Annotated in this window: 21 protein-coding genes; 5 read left to right on the top strand and 16 right to left on the bottom strand. The window is 70.2% G+C overall.

What is annotated here, in order from left to right; genetic code table 11:
* The first annotated feature begins 462 nt into the window (after window positions 1-462).
* From VLJ82_RS18175 to VLJ82_RS18155, 5 genes are all read left to right on the top strand, one after another.
* Window positions 463-876, top strand: coding sequence for a GNAT family N-acetyltransferase (locus tag VLJ82_RS18175; protein WP_408664771.1), 414 nt, complete (start codon window positions 463-465; stop codon window positions 874-876).
* Complete coding sequence (locus tag VLJ82_RS18170; RefSeq protein ID WP_408664770.1) at window positions 869-2,179, top strand: MFS transporter; 1,311 nt, start codon at window positions 869-871, stop codon at window positions 2,177-2,179. The genes VLJ82_RS18175 and VLJ82_RS18170 overlap by 8 nt, the downstream gene beginning before the upstream one ends.
* Window positions 2,180-2,259: 80 nt before the next feature.
* Window positions 2,260-3,624, top strand: coding sequence for an ATP-grasp domain-containing protein (locus VLJ82_RS18165; protein WP_408664769.1), 1,365 nt, complete (start codon window positions 2,260-2,262; stop codon window positions 3,622-3,624).
* Between the two features lie 117 nt (window positions 3,625-3,741).
* Window positions 3,742-4,698: a diiron oxygenase gene (locus tag VLJ82_RS18160; RefSeq protein WP_408664768.1), complete on the top strand. Its 957-nt coding sequence runs from the start codon at window positions 3,742-3,744 to the stop codon at window positions 4,696-4,698.
* 14 nt (window positions 4,699-4,712) lie between these two features.
* Window positions 4,713-5,987, top strand: a complete 1,275-nt coding sequence (locus tag VLJ82_RS18155; protein ID WP_408664767.1) for an ATP-grasp domain-containing protein — start codon at window positions 4,713-4,715, stop codon at window positions 5,985-5,987.
* Here VLJ82_RS18155 and VLJ82_RS18150 read toward each other — a convergent pair.
* The 16 genes from VLJ82_RS18150 to VLJ82_RS18075 form a co-directional block, all read right to left on the bottom strand.
* The gene (locus VLJ82_RS18150) at window positions 5,957-6,274 is read right to left on the bottom strand and encodes a hypothetical protein (RefSeq protein ID WP_408664766.1); all 318 of its coding nucleotides are present in this window, start codon (window positions 6,272-6,274) and stop codon (window positions 5,957-5,959) included. The genes VLJ82_RS18155 and VLJ82_RS18150 overlap by 31 nt on opposite strands.
* 81 nt (window positions 6,275-6,355) lie before the next feature.
* Window positions 6,356-8,191 carry an FAD/NAD(P)-binding protein gene (locus tag VLJ82_RS18145; protein WP_408664765.1) on the bottom strand — a complete coding sequence of 612 codons (1,836 nt, stop codon included), beginning with the start codon at window positions 8,189-8,191 and terminating at the stop codon, window positions 6,356-6,358.
* A gap of 16 nt (window positions 8,192-8,207) precedes the next feature.
* Window positions 8,208-8,954 (bottom strand): class I SAM-dependent methyltransferase, encoded by a 747-nt coding sequence (locus VLJ82_RS18140; RefSeq protein WP_408664764.1) that lies wholly within the window; start codon window positions 8,952-8,954, stop codon window positions 8,208-8,210.
* A 96-nt stretch (window positions 8,955-9,050) separates the two neighbouring features.
* On the bottom strand, window positions 9,051-10,046 hold the full coding sequence (locus VLJ82_RS18135) for an ornithine carbamoyltransferase (RefSeq protein ID WP_408664763.1): 996 nt from the start codon (window positions 10,044-10,046) through the stop codon (window positions 9,051-9,053).
* Window positions 10,043-11,164: an ornithine cyclodeaminase family protein gene (locus tag VLJ82_RS18130; protein ID WP_408664762.1), complete on the bottom strand. Its 1,122-nt coding sequence runs from the start codon at window positions 11,162-11,164 to the stop codon at window positions 10,043-10,045. Before VLJ82_RS18130 ends, VLJ82_RS18135 begins: the two co-directional genes overlap by 4 nt.
* Window positions 11,161-12,255 (bottom strand): cysteine synthase family protein, encoded by a 1,095-nt coding sequence (locus VLJ82_RS18125; protein WP_408664761.1) that lies wholly within the window; start codon window positions 12,253-12,255, stop codon window positions 11,161-11,163. Before VLJ82_RS18125 ends, VLJ82_RS18130 begins: the two co-directional genes overlap by 4 nt.
* Before the next feature lie 352 nt (window positions 12,256-12,607).
* On the bottom strand, window positions 12,608-13,633 hold the full coding sequence (locus tag VLJ82_RS18120) for a cobalamin B12-binding domain-containing protein (RefSeq protein WP_408664760.1): 1,026 nt from the start codon (window positions 13,631-13,633) through the stop codon (window positions 12,608-12,610).
* On the bottom strand, window positions 13,627-14,112 hold the full coding sequence (locus VLJ82_RS18115; protein ID WP_408664759.1) for a hypothetical protein: 486 nt from the start codon (window positions 14,110-14,112) through the stop codon (window positions 13,627-13,629). Before VLJ82_RS18115 ends, VLJ82_RS18120 begins: the two co-directional genes overlap by 7 nt.
* Window positions 14,113-14,224: 112 nt before the next feature.
* Window positions 14,225-14,743 carry a DUF3253 domain-containing protein gene (locus VLJ82_RS18110; RefSeq protein WP_408664758.1) on the bottom strand — a complete coding sequence of 173 codons (519 nt, stop codon included), beginning with the start codon at window positions 14,741-14,743 and terminating at the stop codon, window positions 14,225-14,227.
* A gap of 173 nt (window positions 14,744-14,916) precedes the next feature.
* Complete coding sequence (locus tag VLJ82_RS18105) at window positions 14,917-15,786, bottom strand: phytanoyl-CoA dioxygenase family protein (RefSeq protein ID WP_408664805.1); 870 nt, start codon at window positions 15,784-15,786, stop codon at window positions 14,917-14,919.
* Between the two features lie 32 nt (window positions 15,787-15,818).
* Entirely contained in the window at window positions 15,819-16,085 is a 267-nt protein-coding gene (locus VLJ82_RS18100) for a phosphopantetheine-binding protein (RefSeq protein WP_408664757.1), read from the bottom strand.
* Between the two features lie 18 nt (window positions 16,086-16,103).
* The gene (locus VLJ82_RS18095; RefSeq protein WP_408664756.1) at window positions 16,104-17,285 is read right to left on the bottom strand and encodes an acyl-CoA dehydrogenase family protein; all 1,182 of its coding nucleotides are present in this window, start codon (window positions 17,283-17,285) and stop codon (window positions 16,104-16,106) included.
* A 110-nt stretch (window positions 17,286-17,395) separates the two neighbouring features.
* Entirely contained in the window at window positions 17,396-18,916 is a 1,521-nt protein-coding gene (locus tag VLJ82_RS18090) for an amino acid adenylation domain-containing protein (protein WP_408664755.1), read from the bottom strand.
* Complete coding sequence (locus tag VLJ82_RS18085; protein WP_408664754.1) at window positions 18,913-20,139, bottom strand: cytochrome P450 family protein; 1,227 nt, start codon at window positions 20,137-20,139, stop codon at window positions 18,913-18,915. Before VLJ82_RS18085 ends, VLJ82_RS18090 begins: the two co-directional genes overlap by 4 nt.
* A 277-nt stretch (window positions 20,140-20,416) precedes the next feature.
* Entirely contained in the window at window positions 20,417-21,949 is a 1,533-nt protein-coding gene (locus VLJ82_RS18080; RefSeq protein ID WP_408664753.1) for a 4-hydroxyphenylacetate 3-hydroxylase family protein, read from the bottom strand.
* Entirely contained in the window at window positions 21,949-23,187 is a 1,239-nt protein-coding gene (locus VLJ82_RS18075; RefSeq protein WP_408664752.1) for an acyl-CoA dehydrogenase family protein, read from the bottom strand. The genes VLJ82_RS18080 and VLJ82_RS18075 overlap by 1 nt, the downstream gene beginning before the upstream one ends.
* Window positions 23,188-23,196 lie beyond the last annotated feature (9 nt).

The raw sequence follows: 23,196 nt of genomic DNA, 5'->3' as shown, positions 1-23,196 counted from the left end.
CCAAGAAACGGCGCGTCCGCTCGCGACGCCTCGTTATCATTGCGCATGTCTTTCTCCGGTCAATTCGCGATGCAGGGCGTATTGCGGCTCTGCCGAAATCTCCTCGACGATATTTGACTGCAGCCTGTTACCGAATCGGTAAGGCACTCCTGAACCAGGTCACCCACCCCCGGAACGGCGGGGTCGCGCTCGACCGCGCCGGGTAGGTCGAGCGCGATCCGTCGGACCGCCCCGGTGCCTCGCCGGTACCGGCTCGAGGTGGGCTATCTGCCGATACGGCAAGCCCGAGGTGTCACATCAGGCGACAGCTGGACAAAGACTACTTATGGCTTTTTCCCTGGCATCAGGTAATAGTTGCCCGTAATCCGGGATCGGTCACCGCGCTGCCGGGGCGGCTGACCGTCCGGTCGGGCTGGGGTCCGGCCACCCGATCGTGCATCCGTGAGAACCGAGGAGGAAGCCATGGCGGTATCCGACGTCGCTGCGGTGCGCCTGGGCCGCGACGGCGCGCGCGCGGCGGAGGTGGCGGAGCTGTTCAGGTCCGCCGGGCTCAACGCACCGCTGGACGACCTGGCCCGGATCGAGCGCATGCTCGAGGAGGCACAAGACGTGGTGGTGGCCAGAGCCGAGGACGGCACCCTCGTCGGCCTGGTCCGGGTGCTCACCGATTTCAGCTTCAACGCCTTCATCGCCGACCTGGCCGTCCTGCCCGGCTGGCAGGGCCGTGGGCTGGGCTCACAGCTGGTCACCGCGGTGGTAGCCGACCACCCGCGGGTGAAGTTCCTGGTGCATCCGGGGCACGACTCCGGCCCCTTCTGGAACAAGCTCGGGTTCGAGCCCGCGCCCACCTGCCTGGTGCGACCGCGCAGTGAGTGAACAGCCGGCCCGCGGCGGCCAGACGGCGGCAGAGCAGGACGGAACGGCGTCCGGCTCCGGGCTGCCCGGCCACGAGACGCGGATCGGCGCGGTATGGCAGGTCCTCGGTCGGTTGCCCGGGTATTGCCGGTTGCTGATCGCCGGTGTTGCCGTCAACCGGATGGCCTCGTTCGTCCAGGTGTTCGCGGTGCTCTACCTCACCACCAGCCGGCATTGGCCGCCCGCCGCCGCAGGCCTGGCACTCACCTTCTACGGCATCGGTACGGTGCTGGGCGTCTCGGCCGGCGGAGTGGTCACCGATCGCCTCGGGTGCCGCAACACCATCGCCGCGTCGATGTTCGGCGCCGGTATCTCGGTGGCCGCCCTCGCGGTGCTCACCGGCCGAGCCGCGATCGACATCGCCTGTGGGGTCGCCGGAATCGCCACCCAGCTCTTCCGCCCGGCTGCGATGACGTTGTTGGCCGGTGCGGTCGACGGCAGCCAGCTGGTGCTCGTCGCGGCGGGATATCGATTCGGCCTCAACCTCGGCGCCCTGATCACGCCGCTGGTCGGCGCGGCGCTGGCCGCGCGCAGCTGGACGCTGCTGTTCGTCGTGGATGCGGCTACCTCGCTGCTCTTCGGGGTGGTCGCGCTGGTGAGCCTGCCGCACCGGGTCACCCCGGCCACCTCGGCTGGCTCGACCCGACCGGCCGAAGCCGGGCCGCGACCGGGGAAGCCACTGCGGGACCCGCGGCTGTTGTGGTTGGTGCTGGGGCTCATGACGATTGCGGTGGTGGAGTCGCAGTACATCTCCACGCTGCCCCTCGAGGTCGTCCACAAAGGCCTGCCCACCGAGGTGTACGCCGCGATGATCACAGCGAACGCCCTGCTGGTGACCACGCTCGAACCCACCCTGACCGGCCTGCTGCGCAACCGCCCGGTGGCCCTGACCCTGCCCCTCGGGGTCTTCCTGATCGGGGCGGGCATCGCGTGCTTCGGCCTGCCTGGCGGCATCGCCGCATTGGTCCTGGCCACCGTGATCTGGACGTCCGGGGAGATGATCGGGGCACCCCCGGCCGCCTCGGCGCCGGCGCTGATGGCCTCCGAGGCGGCCAGGCCGAGGTACCTCGCGCTCGCCGGCGGGGCGCAGAGCCTGGGTTATGCGATCGGGCCGTCGCTGGGCACCGTGGTCTACGCGACCAACCGGCAGCTGCTCTGGGGATGCTGTGTGGTGGGCGGTTGCCTGGCAACCGCCTGCTGCTGGGCCAGCGGGCGTCACCTCGGCAGCCGAGCGGCCGCCGACCGCTCGCGCACCGCGCGGTAGCCCGCAATATAGGGACGTACCATCTATTAATCGCACTTCGGTCTTACGTTACATTGGCTCCACAAGTCTGGGGGAACCACATGCCATCAGGGCGTTCGCAACGCCTGTTGTTCGTCTACGTCAAGGGCGGGCCGACCCTGGAGTTCGCGGTGCCTTCGATGGCCAGGGTGGCCGAGGTCCATGTGCTCGGGCTGGGCCCCTTCCCGCCGCACGCCGAACACGTCTGGCGGCCCAGCGCCGCCAGCGTGCGGCAGGAACGCGCGTTCGGTCGCGAGGAGGTGGTCAACACCATCCTCACGGTCGCCAAGGAACTCCGGGTGGACGGAATCCTCGCCCTGTCGGAGTTCGCGCTGCTGGCTGTCAGCGAGGCGGCAGCGATCCTCGGCCTGCCCGGAGCAGGCCCCAATGTGGTGCGGTCCCGGGACAAACGGCTGATGCGCCAGGTGTGGCGGCAGGCCGGGGTGCCTTCACCGGAGTTCCGTCCGGTCTCCAGCCTGCAGGAGGCACACGAGGCGGTGGCCGCCCTGCGACTGCCGGTCCTGTTGAAAGCGGCTTGGAGCGCCGGCTCGGTCGCCCAGACGGTGATTCGCGACGAGAGCGAGGTTGCCGCGGCGTGGGCGGCGGCCACCCGGGCACTGGACGACACCTTCGAGTCCCGCTACACCGAGCTGGCAGTGGCTGGTACGCCGCGGGATCTCCTGGTGGAGGAGATAATCGACGGTTCGACCGACGGCTGGTACCCGACCGGCAGTGGCTATGGCGACTACCTCAGCGTCGAGGGCATGGTGGACGGCGGCGAGTACCACCCGCTGTGCATCACGTCCCGGATTCCCACGATCCCCCCTTTCACCGAGTTGGCCAATCTCCTTCCGTGCACGCTGGATGAGGACAAGCAGCGCGAGATCGAGCAGGTGGCCCGTGCCGCGGTGGAGGCCCTGGGGCTGGATACCTGCTGTACGCACACCGAGATCAAGCTGAAAGCGGACGGCACCGTGGCGCTCATCGAGTCCGCCGCCCGGGTGGGCGGGGTGAACGTGGCCCAGCAGATGACCAGGGTGTTCGGCCTCAACCCCGTCGAGATGCTCAGCAAGGTGCTGGTGGGCCAGCAGGTGCAATACCCGCCCCGGATGCTTGTCGACGGTCAGGGCGCCGCCGGCACGGTGGCGATCATCGCTACCGACTCCGCGGGGCGCCGGTGGGCGGACCGGGATCGGATCTGGGACTCCCGCTCGGTTTCCTGGGACTCCCTGCTCTCGCCGGGGACGGAGGCGGAGGTGGTGACCGGGCTCTCCGTGCCGGACGGAACCCCGATGCCCCGGTACGGCTCGGCCCACGGCGCGGTCGACTACGCCGGCCTGTTCTTCCTCACCGCTCGTGACGCGCCGACCCTGCTGCACGACACCTACGCCATCCTCGACGGCCTGGAGCAGGCGCTGCAGAGCTGACCCGAACGTGGGAAGAAGGAAACGTGCCATGGCACTCGGCAGTGTGAGCACCGCTGACGGCAACCCGCCGTACCGCGGCAGCACGCTGCCGTTCCAGTCGATCCGGCGCTCACCGCCATGACCTATCACGCCGGTGCTCTCGACCTCGCCGATGCCGCTATCAGCACCGGCTGGTACACCAAGGCAGGTGTGCGAACGTCGCCCCGGCGCTTCGATGAGGACAGCGAGATCGAGGACGCCAAGCTCTTCTTCCCCACCGCGTTGATCCCGCACCTGCGACATGAAGCGGTCCGCAGCCTGGACCCGGACCGACAGCGGTACCTCAACGCGCAGTATCTCTACCAGTGGCTGGAGTTCACCACCCATTTCGAGGTCGCCGTGGTGAATCGGTCGTGCCAACGGATAGCCGAGGGAACCGCGGGGTTGGCGGTGCCCGTCGAGTCCCGGATGGCCGCCTTCCAGATCTACGTCGACGAGGGCTACCACTCGCTGTACAACCTCGACGTGCGGCTGCAAATCGAGCGAGCCTCGGGTATCCCCGCGCTGCCGTTCGAGTTCGGCCCGTTCCTGCGGCAGCTCGACGCGGTGGGCGACGGCCTGCCCGATCTCCGGTTGCTGATCCAGCTGCTCCAGGTCATCGTGTTCGAAACCCTGATCACCAGCCTGCTGGTGGACATTCCCAACGACTCCGGCGTCAAGACGCTGGTGCGGGAGACGGTGCGCGACCATGCGGTGGACGAGGGCCGGCACCACCGGTACTTCGCCGGCCTGTTCAGCCAGCTCTGGCAGCAGTTGGAACCGGCGGTACGGATCGCGGTCGCGCCCTTCCTGCCGGAGCTCATCGTCAGGTCGCTGCGTCCCAGCCTCAGCTCGCATCGATCGGCCTTGCGGCACATCGGGCTGCCGGACGACCTGGTCGCCGACATCCTTGCCGACAGCTACAGTCCGGCCGCGACGCTGGACTACATCAGGGATGCCTCCGCACGCACGGTCGCCCTGTTCGCCCGTTGCGGCGTGCTCGAAGTACCCGGCGCCGCGGACGCATTCCACCACTTCGGTCTGCTGAAGGAATGAGCTATGGAGCTGACATGGACCAGATGAGCACCGAGCGTCCCCGGGTTCTGCTGATCGGCAGCGGGGCTCAGGTATATCGCGAGTACCTGTTGAAGCAGACGGCCGAACATGCCGAGCTGTGGCTGCTGGAGCCGGATCCACCCACCTGGCAACGGCCGTACCTGGTGGGATCCTCCACGGCGAACACCTTCTCGCCGGCGGAGACCGTCACCGCGGTGCGGCGGCTGGCAGCCGAGCAGCGCATCGACGCCGTGTTCTGCTATCACGAGGGGATGATCGTGGCAGCCGCCGCGGCGGCCCAGGCCCTCGGCCTGCCCGGCCCGAGCGTCGAAGCGGTGACCGCCTGCCGGGACAAGGCCAGGACCCGTGAGCTGCTTGCCGGGGCGGGTGTGGCGCAACCCGGGTTTGCGCTGGTGGACGACGACTTCGACATCGCGCAGCTGGCGCAGGCGATCCCGCCGCCCTGGGTGATCAAGCCGCGGTCACTGGGCGCCAGCCAGGGAGTGATCAAGGTCGATCAGCCGGCAGACTTTGCCGAGGGGCTGCGGATCACCCGTAGCGCCCGGCAGGCCGGCATGCCCACCGACGACGTGGTGCTGGTCGAGGAGTATGTCGAGGGCGGCGAGATCACGGTCGACGGCTACTTCGACGGCCAGGACTTCGTGCCGCTCTACATCACCCGCAAGCGTCTGAACAAGGCTCCCTACTTCGAGGAGATGGGCCACACCCTGTCGGGAGACGACGAGTACCTCACCGATGCCTCCCTGCTGGAGTTGATGGCCGCCGCCCATGTCGCGCTGGGATTCCGGAATGCGATCTCGCACACCGAAGTGCGGATCACCTCAGCCGGCTTCCGCCTGATCGAGGTCAACGGACGGATGGCCGGTGATCTGGTCTCGATCCTGGTAGAGCGCGCGATGAACTACAACTCGGCCTGGTACGCGCTGGAACTGGCACTCGGCAGGAATCCGGGCAGGCCGGCGCCGACCGGTCGATGCTGCGGCATCCGCTTCCTGCGGCCGGATGAACCGTGCGTCGTGGACTCCATCCGTTTCGATGCCGAGCGCGCCCGAGCGGCCGGGCTGGCCGATGTCAGCTTCCAGCCCATGGTGCAGCCGGGCACCGAACTGTGGCTGCCGCCGGACAATTACGTCGCTCGTTATGCATTGCTCATCGCCGACGGGGACAGCGCCGAGGAATGCAACCAGAAGCTGGACGTTGCCAGCGAGCTCGTCGAGTTGGCCTCGCACCCGATCGGTCAGCCAGCCGCGGCGGCATCAGCTCGGTAGCCTTCCGTGGCCGGAGAGCTGCCCGACGGCCGGTGCTGAGCCGGCGGCGATCCCGAGCATCGCCGGTGGCCGTCGATCATCCGGACCAGGTAGCTGGCGATGAGGACGCTGGCGCGGGCGTGTGCCAGCGTTTCCTCGGCCAGCGTGAGCGCCGGCTCGGCCATCACGTCCAGCGACCCCGCGGCGCAGTCGGTCAGTGACCGGAGCGACTCGGCCAGGCCGGCCTGCTCGGTCGCCAGCTCGGCCAGCACATCGTCCAGCAGGCTGGTCGGCCGATCTGCGGTCACCGCCGCTGTCCGGTGCCGGGGTTCTGTGTTGCCTGCCATGGCGATCCGTGCTCCGCTCAGTTACCTGTGGCCCGGCCTGAGTCAGGCCACCGACAGTGGGAGGGCCGCAGTGAGCAGCTCGACCGCGCAGCGGTGTGCGTCCGCGATCGGCCGGGAGAAGCAGCCGGGCGACGGGACGATGTTGTTGTAGAAGGTGCTGCCTTCACAGAGTGGCCCGAGCACCCAGATCCGGCGGTCCGGTTCGCCGGTCGCGCTGATCGGGTGCTGATCCTGATCCACCTCGATACCGGCCAGCTGCGGCTCGGCGGCCGGATTCGGCCGGATCCTGCCGTCGCGGAACAGTGCGGCTAGCAATGGGCTGGCCGAGGAGCCGACCGCTGGCTGGTCGGTGCGGCCGGCCACCAGCCAGTCCGCCCGGTCGGCATGCGGCCGGGCCAGCCGCCGGGACTCGATCAGCCAGCGGTTAGTTCCGCCGTCCCAGCTCAGCACCGGATCCGGTCCGAACGGTGCCTCGGCGATGCCCAGTTCGAGCAGTGCCAGTAGCTCCTCGTGCCGCTCGAACTGCGGCCCGACCACCGCCCGGTTCAACACCGACGTGGTGCGCTGGAAGAAACCGCGGTTGGACTCCGGTGTCAGCGCGCCGAAGTCGACCGCGTACCGGAAGGTGTCCCGCAGCTCACGCAGGATGTCCAGGGTCCGCTTGACGATACTGCCCTGCAGGCCCAGCTCACCCTCGGCCAGGTCGGCGGCCAGCTCGGCGGCCAGCCATGCCTGGTAACGCGCCGGATCGGTCAACCACATCGGCTGGGCACCGTCCAGCAGCTGCGCCGGGTCGAACCGCCCGCGCTCGGCGTCGATGCAATCCAGCAACTGGTCCAGCCGCCCGGCGCGGGCCGCCTCGGCCAGTCGCTGCTCGAGCTGATCGACCGCGCTCTCGCCGGCCGCCCATGCCTCGGCCCGGCGGAAGGCGATGCGCAGTTCGCCGAGCACCAGCGGCCACACCTGCCGGTCGAAATCCAGCGTGCCGCCGTGCTCGGCCCGCAACTGGTCGATGCCGGCCGGCGTGAACAGCAACGGCCGGTAGCCCGGTCCGTAGCGCAGCACCCGCGGCCGCGCTCGGCAGGGCCGTCCCGACCGGGAATAGAAGAGCAATCGTGGTTCGGCTCCGCTGGGCAGGTACCGCAGCCCCCTGCCGTGCCGCTCGTACCGGCCACCGCGGCCGACGGTGAGGCAGGACATGGCGTCCATCGCGGTCAGCCCGAAGCCGCCGATCGCCACGGTGGCACCGGTCGGTATCCGGCCAAGCTGCCGGGGCATCGGGTACGGCTGGGCGATCAACCGGCCGCTGGGATGCTCGGCGGCGACATTGCCGGGGTAGCCGAGGGTGAGGAAGACCCGGCCGGCCGAGACCCGTTCGCCCGAGGACAGCTCGATCCGGAACTGCTCGCCGTCCTCGGCAAGTCCGATCGCCTGGCTGCGGTGCAGCCGTACCTGCACGCCGGCCGGCAGCCGGGCGAGCAGCAGCTTGAAGAACCAGCCGAGGTACTCCCCGAGCAGCCGGCGCGGCAGGAAGTCCCAGGGCTGGATCGGGCGGCCGGATGTCCCGACGCTGAAGCCGTCCTCGCCGATCCGGAGCCCCCGCTCGACGACCCACTCGTACAGGCTCGGACCGGTCAGCCGAATCGTGTCGCCGACCGAGCACCGGTCCGCAAACATCGTCACCTGCGAGCAGATGGTGTTCAGCAGCAGGTAGTCCGGCTGGTCCACCGCGTGCATGCCGGCCCCGTCGCCGGCCGGGTCGATCAGTTCTATCCGGAGCCGCTCACCGGCCTGCCCGGCAACTGCCAACACCCGCTCCAGCACGTTCAGGCCGCGCGGACCGAGGCCGATGATGGCGACCGAGCCGGCTTCCGTCACTGCTGGACTCCCTTGCTCAGGCTGGCTGGTTCGGCGGCTGGGTGGCCTTGCGGATCCGGAAGATGAGGCATTCGTGCTCGTGGACGTAGGGGCGGTAGTTGGCGTGCGGTGGTTCCCACCACCGGGCAGTCTCGATCGACTCGGCTTGCATCCCGGCTCCGGCGAGCAGCTCGACCAGCTCCTGCTCGTCGTAGAACTTGCAGTAGAAGCCGGCATGATCCAGGTAGGCCCGATGCCCGACCTCGGTCATCTTCGCCCAGTCGTCGGCGATCTGGCAGTCGTTCATCGTCCACATGTTGGCGATCAGGCAGCCGCCTGGTCGCAGTGTCCGGATCAGCTCGGTCAGCGCGTCGGCCGGCTCGGCGAGGTGGCCGAGCAGGTCCCAGCAGAAGATGCCGTCGATCGAGTCGTCCAGCAGCCCGGTGGCGTAGACGTCGGTCTCGCGGAACACCACACCGCGCTGGACACCGGCCCGTTCGACGACCGACCGGGCAATGGCCATCGCGTTGTGCGAGCTGTCACCAGCCAGCAGGATCGGTGCGCCGGCGGCCAACGGCGGCAGGTTCCGCCCGTCCCCGCAGGGCAGATCCATGATCACCGCGGCGTCGGCGGCGGCGAACAGTTCGGCCGCGACCTGCGCGTACGGCACCGGCGGATCGCCCCACAGGTTGGCCTGGCCTTCCAGCGCTGAGGAATCGTATGCGCCGTTCCACATCCGGGCTTGCAGTGCGTCCGCTTCGCGGGACAGCGATTCAGTGCTCAAGACACCCTCCTGACAGTGTTGTGACGTGGGCTCGGCCTTCGTGGCCGACTGCGTCGGCCGGGATGGCGGCCAGTCCTCGGGGCAGCGCGGTGACGGTCAATGTGTGCCATTGGCACTCCTGGACAACCCGAGGGCCACATCCTGCTCGGGCCAACCTGGGCCCTCCTCGGGCTGGTCCTGGCCGGAGCCGCTTCGTTCCAGCACCGCCATTGCCGCCGGCAGCTTCATCGCGGCCTGCGTCCACGCCAGGCAACGCGGGCCGTCGAGGACCTCCCCGGAGATCTCCTCGCCCCGGTGGGCCGGCAGGTCGTGCAGGACCACCGCGTCCGGCCACGGCTGCAGGAACTGCCGGTTCACCTGCAGCGGACGGAACGCCTCTCGCCAGCAAGGGTCGCCCTTGGTGCTGCCGGTGGTTTGCCACTGGGTGGTGTAGACGGCGTCCACCGCAGCGGGAAGCTCGTCCCGGTGGGATACCTCGATGATCCGGGCGGCGCTGCCCACGGCAAGCCGCTGGCTCTCCTCGATCACCCGTGCCGGCAGGCCGTAACCTGCCGGACACCAGAACCAGGCCCGCGCTCCTGGCACCATCGCCAGTGCCCGAGCCAGCGCCACCGCCGTGTTGTTGCCTTCCCCGACGTAGAGCAGTCGTACGCCGGCCAAGCTGCCGTAATGCCGTTGCAGCGTCGCCAGATCCGTGATCGCCTGGGTCGGATGCTCGTCGGCCGACATCGCGTTCACCACCGGCAGCCGGCCGCCGCTCAGGTCGCGCAGGTCTGCCGACGGCCCGGGGATCCTGGCAACCAGCAGGTCCAGCATCGCGGCGAACACCCTGCCGGTATCGGCCAATGTCTCACCGGTGTTGACCTGGAGGTCGTGCGGGCCGTAGCTGATCAGGTCCGCACCGAGGCGCAACGCCCCGGTCGTGAACGCGGTACGGGTGCGAGTGGACGTCATCTGGAACAACATTCCGGCAACCTGCCCGGCCAGCGGACGGTCATGCGCACGGCGGTCCCGGTACAGCGTGCAGGCTCTGCTCACCCGATCGGCCAGTTGTTGCGGGGTCAGGTCGGCCAAGCTGATCAGGCCGGTCATCGAAGGCCACCAGCCAGCTGCGCCAGCACCTCTCGGGCGGGAGCCTCCCGCGTGAGGTCGACCGGCACCCCGAGATCCTGCTCGGCGGCTGCCTGCTGCACGAGCCGGAGCAGGGCCAGATCCAGCACCGCCATGCCGAACGGGTTGCTGACCACGCGCCGGCCGTCGGGGCGCACGGCGGGAATCGCGCCGGTCAGTACCTCCCCCAGAGTTCCCAGCAGGCCTGCCCGACCCGTATCCGGACGCTGCACGACACCGCCCTCGTTCAGCAGCCGGCCCAGTATCCGGCGCGGGTTGTCGCGAACCAGGTCGATGTCGTCGACGAAGATGTCGGCATCCTGGAGGACGTCCGCGGTCAGGTCGTCGAGTGACACGTGGGCGATGAAGACCTCCTTCGGCAACCAGGACTCGAGCAGGTAGGGCGTGTCCGAGGTGGTCAGGGTGATCACCACCGGCGACTCCGCGACAGCGGTTCGGGGTTGTTCGTGCACCGTCGCGGTCCGGCCCGGCAGGCGGGTCCAGTGATCGACAAGGGCCTGCGCAGCCGCTGTCCGGACGTCGTGCACGTCCAGCTGGGTCACGTCGGGGAAATACCGTTCGATCAATTCGACGTGCACCCGGGCGAGATAGCCACAACCGAGGATCGCCATCCGGGCAAAGCGTTCCGGCCCCAGCACTCGCAGGCTCGCCACCGTGTAGCACGCCGTCCGCAACGCCGAGATCAGCGCTCCTTCGGCAAGCAGGGACGGCCGGCCGGTTTCGGCGTCGAAGGCGACGGTGAAGCCGCCGGCCCGAGGAATCCCGGCCGCCGGATTGGACACCGCGGCGTTGATCAGCTTCATGCCGAGGATCGGCGGATCGGAGTCGAACAGGCCACCGGGCATCGCCAGCGATCGACAGTAGGCACCCTCGGCATTTCGCCACGGCAGATAGGCCTCGGCCGGCAGTACCGTCCGGCCCTCGGCGTGGGCGCGCAGCGCGGCCTCGATGGTCGCAACCGGGTCGGCCCGGGCCAGCGCGCCCCGGACATCACCCCGGGTCAGGATGCGGAAGGCTTCGGCCGGATCCGGAGAGGTGCTGGCTGAGCCGCTGGCCGCGGGCAGGGATGTCAGGCTCACCAGGTCCTCCAGGTAGCGAGAGTGACCCCGTTGCGGGACGGACCGAACTGCGGGCTGGGGACGACCCGGTCCAGGAACCCACGCTCACGTTCGATCCATTGATCGTTGTAGATGGTGTCGCGATAGGTCAGTCCCAGGTCCGGGCACAGGCAGACGGCCTCGACCAGCTCCTCGTCGGCAGCCATCTCCTGCAGGCACGCGGCCAGCACCGCGCCACTCGAGCCTCCCAGCACGTAACCTGTCGCCTCGGCAAATGCTCGACAACAGCCGATCGCCGTCCAACTGTTCACCAGACAGACCGCGTCCAGCGTGGTGGTCAGCAGGTGGGTGGAGACGCGGCTGGCACCTATGCCGGTGAGGATCCGGCGTCCGGCTGTGCCCCCGAAGGCAGTCGAGCCCTCCACGTCGACACCGACGATGCGGGTCGCCGGTGCCGCGCGGTGCAGGCAGGCCGCCATGCCGGCCAGCGTGCCGCCCGTGGAGACACCGACGAACGCCGCCTGGAAATCTGGCAATTGCGTGAGCAGTTCGGGTGCGGTCCACAGCTGGTGGGTCCGCGGATTGGCGGGATTGTCGTACTGGTCGAGCCAGATCCAGTCCGGGTGCGCACGAAGCAGCCGCTGGATGGTGTCCAGCCGGCGCTGCAGGTCACTCACTCCCGGAGCCTGATCGGCCCCTACCAGGTCGGCACCCAGACCCGTCATCCGGTGGCGGAGCGCGGCCGGCAACCGCTCGTCGACAACCACTGTGAGCTGCGCGCCGCAGGCCCGGGCAAGCGCGGCCAGCGCCACGCCGAGGTTGCCTGAGGAGGATTCGACGAGCCGGCTGCCCGGCTGGTAGACCTCGGCGACAGAAGCCAGCAGGCCGATGGCAGTGCGGCCCTTGATCGACCCCCAGGGGGAATTCCCCTCCAGTTTCAGCCACACGGCGCGTCGCCGTCCGGCGACCTCGACGTCGACCCGTTCCAGCGGAGTCACCGGATAGGCCGCGGCCAGCCGGCACAGCTCACCGACCAGGCCGGCACCGCCGGCAGCAATCGGTCCGGTCCCGATCAGGCGCTCCACCAGATCAGGAGCATGTACCTGCGTCATCGATCGGCCTCGTGCTTTGCCGGTAAGGCCGTTCGATGCGGCCCAGCGGTACCGGGCCTGCGCTGCTGCCGTGCGGAGGAGGTGGCTGCGGCGCCGTTGTGCAGTCGACATAGGTCGGAATCCAGCATGCAGTCCCCCGCGATCGGAAGGTGAGGCGGACATGTCGATCACCCATGGATGACTGCACGTGAAAGACAGGCCGGGTGGGGTGGGCCACGAGCTCTGCCGACGAGCCGCAAAGCTCAATTTGTGCTAAGTAGTGAAATACTCACCCTTGTGCCGGATTAGTGATATAGACGTTTCGTCCTAATCGGTCCGGTTGATCGACTACCGGGTCGTACCGCTGCGGGCCCTACGGCTGGCCGACCGGCCCCAGGGCTTTCGAGGCCAGCGGGTACTCGGCCAGCGCTTCGGCGACCAGCGCCCGCAGCTCGGCCATGGTGGCCGGGGCATCGGCCACTCCGCGGGCGCCGAACACCGACAGCGCCCAGCGGTGGATGTCGGAGATCACCGACGGGTCGCCGAGCAGCACCGCCGCGTGCACGGCGTGCAGGTACTGCCGGACCACGTCGACGGCCAGGTCGGCCACCGTGTCGGGCTGGGTGGCGTCCGGCCGGACGCCCGCGGTCAACCGCCAGCGCGCCGCCAGCCGGGTCACCAGCGCCGCATGCTGGGCGTCCAGGCCGGCCTGCTCGGTGACCACGGCGCGCGGCAGCGCAGGCACCGGCCGCACCACGGCCGGCAGCGTGGCCAGCACGTCCGGCAGGGCCCGCGCGGTCGGCGCCCAGGCGGTCGCGCCGATCGCCCGGGCCCGGTGTGCGGAGGTGCCGAAGGCCGGACCGCCCACCACGATCGGGATGCCGGCGGTGGTGCTGGCCTCGACGCAGCGGCGCGCGTTCGGAAGGCTGCCCAGCACCGAGCTGGACACCGCCACCACGTCCGGCCCCAGCTCGTGCAGGGTGCACGACAGCCGGCCGGCGGTGACCGCCGAGCCGAGCAGGTCGACCTGCCAGCCACCGGCCCGCAGCGTCGCGCCGATCAGCTGCAACGGCAGGGCGTGCCACTCCCGCTCGGCACAGGCCAGCACCACCAGGCCGCGATCGGCGGCGGGCATGGCCGCGTCCAGCGCGCAGACCGCGGCGGTGGCCAGGCCGGTGGCCGCGTGCTGCTGGGCCACCGTCCAGTCGCCGCGCTCCCAGCGTTCGCCGACCAGGCGTTGCGAGGGGGCGATGACGTCCTCGATCAGGTCCACCGGGTCCAGGCCGTCCCGCAGCGCCTGGCCGATGGTCTCGGTGGCTGCCTGGGCGTCGAGGTTGTCGATCGCGTCGGCGAAATGCTGCCGGGCCACCGCCAGCCGGTCGGCGGTCGGGGTCACCACCGGCACTCCACGGCCACCGCGAGGAAGTCCTGGTGATCGCCGAGCCGTTCCACGACGTGCTGCTCGATCGCCTCGACCAGCACCTGGGCACTGGTGCCGCGGTAGCGGTGCAGCAGGGCGAGCAGCGCCGCCCGGTCCGGGGCCGGGTCGCCGGTGCCGGTCGGGCCGGTGACGCACAGCAGCACATCGCCCGGCCGCAGCGGCAGCGGCTCGCCGGCGGGCTCGGCCAGGCTGCCGCCGGGGTGCTGCACCGCCAGCAGCACCGGCCCCACGGTTGCCGCCTTGCCGTCCGGGTCCGGCAGGCCCAGCAACACCCAGTCGGCGAAGGCCGGCCGCAGCAGCTCGATCAACCGCAGCGCCGAGCGGCGCACGTTCAACGAGCCGGACATGGTGGTGCTGACGTCGGCGAGCAGGGTGGCCCTGCTGTGGGCGCGAGCCCAGAGCCGCTCCTGGGAGGAAACGGCGTGCGGAAGTGTCACGAACGTAAGCCCATCAACCTGCTCAGCCCCGTTGCTGGGGCCACGTCACCCTAACAACCCACCGCCGGAGCTGCCGCCTTCGGTCGACCGGACGAGGCCGTCAGCGGCAGGGCTATTGGCGCGGACCGGCCGGCCGGGGTTCCCATCGGCGGCCACGGGCGAGTCGCACCGGGCCGACCGCCGTGGCCAGGTCGACGTCCGTTCCGTGCTGGCGCACCACGATGATCTCGTCGCCGGCCAGGCCCCGGGCGACCTCGCGCGCCAGGTCCATCAGCTCTCGCCAGGACGGCCCGCCGACCACCCGCGCGGCGTCGCTGGGGCAGATCGTGGCCTCGGGCCTGCGGTGCCGCAGCAGCGTGCGCATCGCCGCGGCCAGCCGCAGTCGTTGACCCTCGGGAGTGGGCTCCCACCACGGGTCTCCCCGCTCCCCCAGCGCCACCTTGGCGTCCTGGACGCGGGGACGCGCCGTCTCCGGATCGGTGCGGACGTCTCGACGGGCGGCCATCAGCTCGGCCACCAGCTCCTGGCGCAGCGCCTCCGGAATGGCGGGATCGCTGGCCCGCCACCGCCGGCCGGCCACGACGATGTACCGGCCGTCCGCCGTTCTCTCCTGCCGCGCGGACTCCGTCATGCGGAAATTATCCCCGGCGCGGCAACCACCTCGATCCGCCGAGCAGAACGCCACAGCCGGTGCGCCCTGCTGTGGCAGGGCACACCGGCTGCTTGGAGCTGAGGCTGCGGGTGAGCCTTGGATCGGGCGGACCGCCGAGGCCGCCCGGGTTGGGCGGACCTCGGACAGCACCGCTAGGTCAACGGGTTGGCACCCCGCGGCCTGGTGGCGAGCTCCTGCTGGGTCTGCTCCAACAGCAGCATCGGGTCCTGCGTCTCGACCTGGCCGAGGCCGGGCGGGCAGCGCTCCCAGCCGAGCAGCCGCTGCACCTCGTCGGGCAGGGTCTGCACGGTTTCCCGCGGAACGGCGAGGTACTGGTTCTCCTCCTGCCGCAGGTTGCCCAGATCGAGCGCCACGGACAGGCTGAACCGCGGCGCATCCGTGGTGTTGGCTCCACCACCGTGGTAGACACCGCCCTGCCAGAGCAGCGCGGAACCGGCGGGCATGACGGCCGGGATCGCTTCGGCGTATGCCGGAGCCCGCTCGTCGTCCCAGTGCTGGCTGCCGGGAATGACCAGGGTCGCGCCGTTGGCGGCGGTGAAGTCGGTCATCGCCAGCATCAGCTGCAGCCGGCACGGTGGTCCCGGATGCCGCCACAGGTGCATCGCGTCGTCACGGTGCAACGGTTGCCGGCCCTGGCCCGGATCGATCCTGATCGCCTGGGTGAAGCTGATCTGGATGCTCGGCGTAACCTCCATCCGGACCTTGCCGATCCACATGTGGGTCGGTTGCTGCAGCAGCCGCCGGGCCGAACCGAGGTAGAGCGGCTGGGTCACGACCGGGCTCATGTGCGCCGACCGCTGGAACAGGCTGGACAGCCGCTTGGTCCGCTGCCCGTCGTACCCGCTCTCGCTGTAGGCAGCCGCCTCCAGGCCCGGTTCGAGGTCGGCGCGGAGCCCGGCGAGCGTGTCGGGGTCGGCGAATCCCTCGACGATCACCGCCCCGTCGCGCTCGAGGATCGCCACCACGTGCTCCAGATCGGCATCCGGCTGCACGTGGGTCAGTTCGCGCTTGGCGGTCTCCGTGGTCGCCACGGTCAGCTGGCCGAGTCGCCGGACTTGGCGAGGACGACGCTGGTCAGGGTTTCCACATCCGGGTCCTCGAACAGATCGCCGATGTCGAGGATGATGCCGATCTGTTCCTCGACCGCCGCGGCAATCTGCACTGCCGCGATGGACTGCCCGTTGAGCTCGAAGAACGTGGCGCCGGGCCGGTCGGAGCCCGGGCCCAGGATGTCGATCCAGATCGCCCTGACCCGCTGGGTGATTTCTTCCGTGCTGAGAGCGGACTGCTGGGTGCTCATATCTTTCTCCAGGCGAGATCAGATGTATTGGGTGTTGGGTTCCAGGCCGCAGCTGATGCGTCCGTACAGCTCGTAGTTGGTGTCGGGGTGCATGATCGCGTGCAGGTTGAGCGCCTTGATGTCGCGCTCGATGCGCTGGATCGGCACGCTGTTGTACAGCGACGAGCCGCCGCTGGCGTTGGCCAGCACGTCCGCGACCTCCTTGGCGCGCAGGCAGGTGGCACCCAGGTCCAGCCGCGCACGGGCGCGCTCTTCCAGGCTCCACTGCTCACCGGACGCCGCCTTGGCGTCGATCAGGTCGGCGGTGCGCAGCACGTGGTAGCCCGCCTCGTCCACCCCGACCGTGGCGCTGGAGATCTGCAGGTGGGTCAGCGGTGCGGCGCTCTGCTCGGTGTAGTCGGTGTAGGTGATCTTGCTGCCGGGCAGCCGCTCCAGGAACGCGTCCTTGGCCGCGACCGCCAGGCCGTAGGCGACCGCGCCGACGGTGGTGCAGGCGACCGGCATGAACGGGGCCCGCCACATCGGCGCCGCGGGGTCCTGCTGCTGCGGGTGGACGCCGAAGATCACCGGGCCCACCGGCAGTACCCGCTCGGCCGGCACGAAGAGGTCCTGGCAGACCGTGGTGATGCTGCCGGAGCCGCGCATGCCGACGGTGTGCCAGTCGTCGATCACCTGCAGGTCCTTGATCGGGATCAGCACCATGACGGGCTCGAACTGCCCGTCCGGGGTCGGCCGGACGGCGGCGTTGACGTTCCAGTCGCTCTGCTGGGCGCCGGTGTTGAACGACCACTTGCCGCTGACCAGGTAGCCGCCGTCGGTCGGCACCGCCATCGCGCCGGGGCTGAGGATGCCGCTGATTCGCACGTCGGGATCGGCGAAAACCTCCTCGCGCACCGAGTCCGGGTACAGGCCGACCATCCAGCTGCTGATCAGCCAGACCGACGCGGTCCAGGAAGCCGAGCCGTCGCCGCGCGCCAGCTCGGCCAGCACCTCGGCGACGGTCCGCATGTCGGACTCGTAGCCGCCGTAGATCCGCGGCACCCGCATGCGCAGCAGGCCGGAGCTGCTCAGCGCTTCCAGCGCCTCGTCGCTGAGCTGCCTGCGCTCCTCCGACGCCTGGGCACTGGCCCGCAGTACGGGGCCGAGCTCAGCCGCACGCTTCACCAACTCGGTTCGTGGCGGCGTGGTAACTGTTTCCATCGATCCTCTCCTCAAATCAAAGACAGCATTGGGTTATGACTCTGGTGGCGGGGACACCGCGACGCATCTTCCGGTCTGCTATCCCGGCAGCCGGCCTGATGTGCCACCCGCTATCCCAGTTCGGCCAGCCGCCGGCGGTCGACCTTGCCGGTCTCGTTGCGGGGCAACGCACCCGGCACGGTCCGAAAGACCATGGGCAGCATCACCTCGCCGAAGCGCTGCCTCATGTGGGCGCGCCACTCGGCCGGGCTCGGTCCCTCGCGCGGCACGACGTAGGCGGCCAGCTTGGTGACGATGCCGTCGGCACCGCTCACGGCGAGCACGGCACATTCGGCTATGGACCCGTGCTCGAGCAGGATGGCCTCGACTTCGGCCAGTTCCAGCCGATGGCCCTGGATCTTCACCTGCTGGTCGCGGCGACCCCGGAACTCCAGCAGCCCGTCCGCGCGGCGCAGGGCGAGGTCTCCGGTGCGGTACCAGGGCCCGGGGCCCCGGCCGGGCACGGCGCGGAAAACCGGATCGCCGGGTTCGGCGCCGAGGTAGCCGGGGGTCACGTACGGGCTGCCGATCACGATCTCGCCCACCGCACCGGGCGGGCACTCGCGGTCCTGCTCGTCGAGCAGCAGCACCTCCCGGCCGGGAATCGGCCGCCCGATCGGCACAATGCCCTTGCTGTCATGCGGAATCCGGTGCCAGGTGGCGGCCACCGTCTCGGTCGGGCCGTAGAGATTGGCCAGCGCCAGCTCCGGCGCCGCGGCCTGCAGCCCCTGGACCAGGCCCTCCGAGACGGCCTCGCCCATCAGCAGCAGCCTGCGCAGCGTCAGCGGCACCCGGGACCGCTCGGTGCTTTCCACCAGCAACTGCTGGGCGAAACTCGGCACGGTCTGCAGCACGTCGATCCGCTCTTCGGCGAGCCAGGCGAGCAGCCGGCCGGGGTGCGCGCGGAGCGGCTCGGGCACCGGGCAGAGCACCGCGCCGGCCACCAGCGTCGCGAAGGTCTCGCACAGCGCGGGATCGTGGTCCGGCGACACCCACTGCGCCACCCGCACGCCGGGGCCGAGCCCGAACTCGGTGGCGAACCAGGTGCTGAACTGCGCGAGCGCGGCATGCGTCTGCGGCACGCCCTTGGGACGGCCGGTGGAGCCCGAGGTGTGCGCGATGTAGGCCCACGCCTCGAGCGGGACGTCCGGCTCGGCCGAGGTCGCGTCCGGCAGGTCGCCCACGTCGATCAGCGGGACGCCGGTGCTCTCGGCGTGCTGCCTGCTCAGCTCGTCGCCGGGCCCGCCGGTCAGCACGGCGGCCGGCCGCATCGCCTCGAGGATGCCGCGGCCGCGCTCGCCGGTCGCGCCGGTACCGGACCAGAGCAGCACGGCGCCGGCCCGCAGCACGCCGAGCAGAGCCGCGTACCGGTCCGGCCCGGCAGGCACCCGCACCGCGATCGGGCGGCCGGCGAAGCCGGCCAGGGCGGCGGCGACCCTGCCGGCGTGTCGGTCGAGGTCCCGGGCGGAGACCGAGCCGTTCTCCCAGGAGACGGCGGTGGCTTCCGGTGCCGCCTCGGCGTGCCGCCTGACGAGCAGGTGCACGGGCAGGCCGGGCTCGGGCGCGGTCGGAGCAGGTTCCTGCTGGGTCATTCGGCGGCACCCAACCGGACCGGCAGCGACCGGCGCCCGTTCATGACGAAGGTGCCCTGCGAGCTGAGGTCCTCCGGCGCCACGCCGAGGCTCAGGCCGGGGAAGCGTGCGAACAGCGCCTGCACGGCGATGCGGACCTCCATGCGGGCCAGGGCCTGGCCGACACACCGGTGCGCGCCGTAGCCGAAGGCCAGGTGCCGCTTGTCCGTCCGGCGGGCGTCGTACTCCCCGGCGTCGGCGCCGTGCAGGTCCGGGTCGCGGCCCGGAGCGGCGAAGCTGACCAGCACCGGGCAGCCGCGCGCGATCTGCTCGCCCTCGACGGTCATGTCCTGCACCCCGAACCGGAAGGGCATCATGGCCACCGGCGCGTCGGCGCGCAGCGTCTCCTCCACCACGTCCTCCCAGGAGACCTGGCCGTCGCGTACCAGCTCGCGCTGGTCGGGCCGGGTCAGCAGGGCGGCGACGGCGTTGACGATGAGGTTCTTGGCAGGCTCGGTCCCGGTGTTGAGCATCAGCAGCACCAGCGATACCAGTTCCTCGTCGGACTCCGGACCCTCCGCCGCCTGCGCCGCGATCAGGTCGCTGATCAGGTCCTCGCCCGGATTCCGGCGCTTGGCCGTCACCAGTTCCTGGACCGCCTGCTGGTGGCGCAGGAACGCCGCCCGCATCTCCTGCTGGTTCGCCGGCATGTACCCCGCGGGTGCCAGGATGGCGTCCTGGTCCGCCGGCCCGGCACCCAGCAGCTCCCCGATCACCTGCGAGGCAACCGGATGCGCGTACTCGGCCTTGAGGTCCACCACGCCGTCCGGTTCCCGTTCCGCACGGGTCTCGAGGGCGTCCAGCGCGCGCGACACGAGATTCTCGATGCGCGGCTGCAGGGCCGCCACCCGCTGGGCGCTGAACGCACCCGCGACCAGCCGGCGCTGCCGGTCGTGCGTCTCGCCGTCCGCGGTCGACATGTTGTCCATCCGGGCCCAGTTCAGCAGCGGGAAGTCCGGGCTGATGCTGCCCTCGGCGTACGCCGGCCAGTGCAGCCGGGCGTCCTTGGAGAACCGCTCGTCGGCCAGTACCTGCCGGGCGGCGTGGTAGCCGGTCACCGCCCAGGCCGCCACCCCGCCGGGCAGCTCGATCGGGGCGACCGGTCCGCGTTCCCGGAGCCGGGCCGACTCCCCGTGGATGTCGCTGCCGAGGCCGTCGATGACAATGGGCTGGTCGCTGTCCACGATCACTTCCAAAGGTCGGTGCGGATGGGATGACGTGCGGCGGCCGCCGCCGCGACGAGCCCGGCTGCAAGCGATCGCCGCAACTTTCACCCATCCTGAACGGGGTGTTGCTCCTCCAGCGACTTCGGCTGTGCGCTGCTGGCCGGCCGGTGCGCGGGGGCATTCTGCACGGCCGGCGGCAGTGCCGAACGCCGAGACCTCCGTGCCCGGTGTGGGATCTGCAGCTCCCACACCTCGCACGGAGGTCTCGGTGTTCAACCGGCTATGCCGCCGGCTGTCAGCTCTGCTCCAGTCCGGCTATGCCCGGCGGGTGGTCCGGAGCCCACAGGTCCGGCACCGTCCAGCCGTTCAGGTCGTACTCGCTCAGGCACTGGTCGGCGAACGCCTTGTAGGCGTCTATCTGACCGGACATCAGCTGGGCGTTCAGCAACTCCACCCGGACGTTCTCGTGGTTGCCGGCGTAGTTGCGCTCGTAGAGCTCGTGCCGGCCGGCGAACTCGGTGCCGGTGGCATCCCAGAGCAGCTTCATCACCTTGACCCGCTGCTCGGCGGTGGAACCGTCCGAGCCGCGCAGGAACCGGTCGAGGTAGGGACGGATCTCGGGGTTGGCGAAGTCCTCGGCGCTGGAGTTGATGTAGATCAGGCCGCTGGCCACGTCCTGCTGGATGATCTCCAGCACCCGCGGATAGCCGATCTGGGCGAACCAGCGGTAGGCCATGCCGTACTGGGCGTTCGGCAGCAGCGCGCCGTTCACCCAGGGCACCGGGTTGCGGGCGGCCGCGTCCGCCAGCCCCCAGAAGAGGTTTCGCCAGGCGAGCACCTCACCGATCCGGCTCTGCACGCCGCGGAAGTCCTTGGTGCCGGTCAGCTCCAGGGCTTTGGCCAGCAGGCCGGCGATGAACTCCAGCTTGACCGCCAGCCGGATGCAGCCGTGGAAGGTGAACCGCTCGGAGAAGCCGGACTTCCCGGCGAACATCTGCACCTTGCCGAGGTCGCCGTAGACGAACACGTTCTCCCACGGCACCAGCACCTTGTCCAGGATCAGGATGGTGTCGTTCTCGTCCAGCCGCGACGACAGCGGGTAGTCGAACGGGCTGCCCATCGCCAGCGCGGTCGCGCCGTAGGACGGCCGGCAGATCAGCTTGACCCCGCTCGCCCCCATCGGGACGGTCGCGATCAGGGCGAACTCCTTCTTGCGCAGCGGCAGCCCGAAGTGCGCGATGAAGTTGTAGTGGCTCAGCGCGGACCCGGTGGCGACCACCTTCGCCCCGCTCACGATCAGCCCCGCGTCGGTCTCCCGCTCCACCCGAATGTAGACGTCGGCCACCTGGTCGGGCGGCAGGTTGCGGTCGACCGGCGGGTGCACGATGGCGTGGTTCCAGAACAGGACCTTCTCCTGCGACTCGCGATACCAGCGCTCGCCGTTGGCGCTGTAGGGCGCGTAGAAGTCGGAGTTGGCCCCCAGGGTGCCCAGGAACGACGCCTTGTAGTCGGGGCTGCGTCCCATCCAGCCGTAGCTCATCCGCGCCCAGGCCGCGATCGCCCGCTGGTCGGCGACCATGTCCTCGACGGTGTGGGGAGTGCGGTAGAAGGGGTGGGTGAAGCCGCCCGAACCGGTATCGGTCGGCGTCGTCAGCACGCCGCGGTTGGCCGGGTCGTGCAGCGCGTCATAGAGCCTGGCCGTCATCCGGACCGGGTTGCGGAACGCCGGGTGCGTGGTGACGTCCTTGACCCGGTCGCCGTAGAGGAAGATCTCCCGGTCGTCGCGCAGGCTCTCGATGTACTCGTCGCCGGTGAGCGGGCGCGTCATCAGCGCCCGCTCTGCAGCCGCAGCTGGGTGTACAGGCGGTTGGCGAAAGTGGTGAGCAGCACGGCGGAACTGACATGGGTGCGTCCGGTGGACAGGTCGCGCCAGATACGTTCCAGGCGCTCGCCCGGACGCACGGACGTGCTGCCGGCCGTCGGCTGGATGATCTGGTCGACGGCCCGCCAGGCCAGGTCGGTGGCCTCCCGGCAGGTCAGGGCGATCCGCAGGTCCTCCTCGGGGGTGAACGCCCCGAGCGGCTGCTCGGACAGCTCGTGCCAGCGTCGCGCCGTGGCCTGCACCAGCGTCTCGGCAGCGTCGATCATGCTGCTGGCCTGCCCGTACCACAGCTGGAAGTCCGGGTCCTCCACCCTGGGCGGGAACGGCGGGAAGATCGTGGTGCGGGAGAACATCAGCTCGGTGTAGGCGTCCAGCGCACCCTGGCACATGCCGACCGCGATGTGCGCGCCCTCCATGGCCATCGAGGAGGCCGGCGCGCCGCCGTACTGCGGGTGCTCGTGCAGCTCGCGGCCCGGCGTGCCGTCCATCACCGAGATCTCCTCGAACTGGACCTGCACGCCGTAGTGGGCGGGAATGTGCCCGTCGGAGAAGCGGATGCTGTTCGACCCGCTGCCCTTCAGGCCCAGCTGGCCGCCCCAGTCGTCGAGCATCTCCCACTGGTCGCGGGGCGCGATGAACAGCAGCGGGCCCTGCGGCGTCCCGTCCTCCCCGACGATCATGGTGTTGCCGATGAAGTGGGTCGCGTACGGCGCGCCGGAGCAGTACCGCCAGACGCCGTTTAGGATCCAGCCACCGTCCGCGGCCCGCCGGGCCGTTCCGTACGGGGTGTTGACCAGCGGCGCGATGAAGTCACCGTCGCTGAAGATCTCGGCCTGGGTCTTCTCCTCGAACACGGTGGCGGCGAACAGCGAGTGCGCCGCACCCAGGCAGTACATCCAGCCGGTCGACGGGTCGGCCCGGCACAGGATCATCGCGATCTGCAGGAAGGTCTCGAAGCCGAACTCGTAGCCGCCGTAGCGCTTGGGCACCGTGATGCGGTAGAAGCCGGCGTCCCGGAAGGCCTGATGCAGGTCCTCGCCGTAGTGGGTCAGCTCCTCGGTCTCGCGCTGGCGGGCCACGACGGCCGGTGCCAGGGCCTTGGCCCGCTCGATCAGCACGGCCGGGGTGACCTCGGACTCGGACGGCAGGGCCGCGCCCTGCACGGCGTTTGCGGTGACAGTCATAAAGTCAAA

This window comes from Jatrophihabitans sp., assembly GCF_035474675.1.
GTDB lineage: Bacteria > Actinomycetota > Actinomycetes > Mycobacteriales > Jatrophihabitantaceae > Jatrophihabitans_A.
This window is presented reverse-complemented; position numbering and strand designations above follow the sequence as displayed.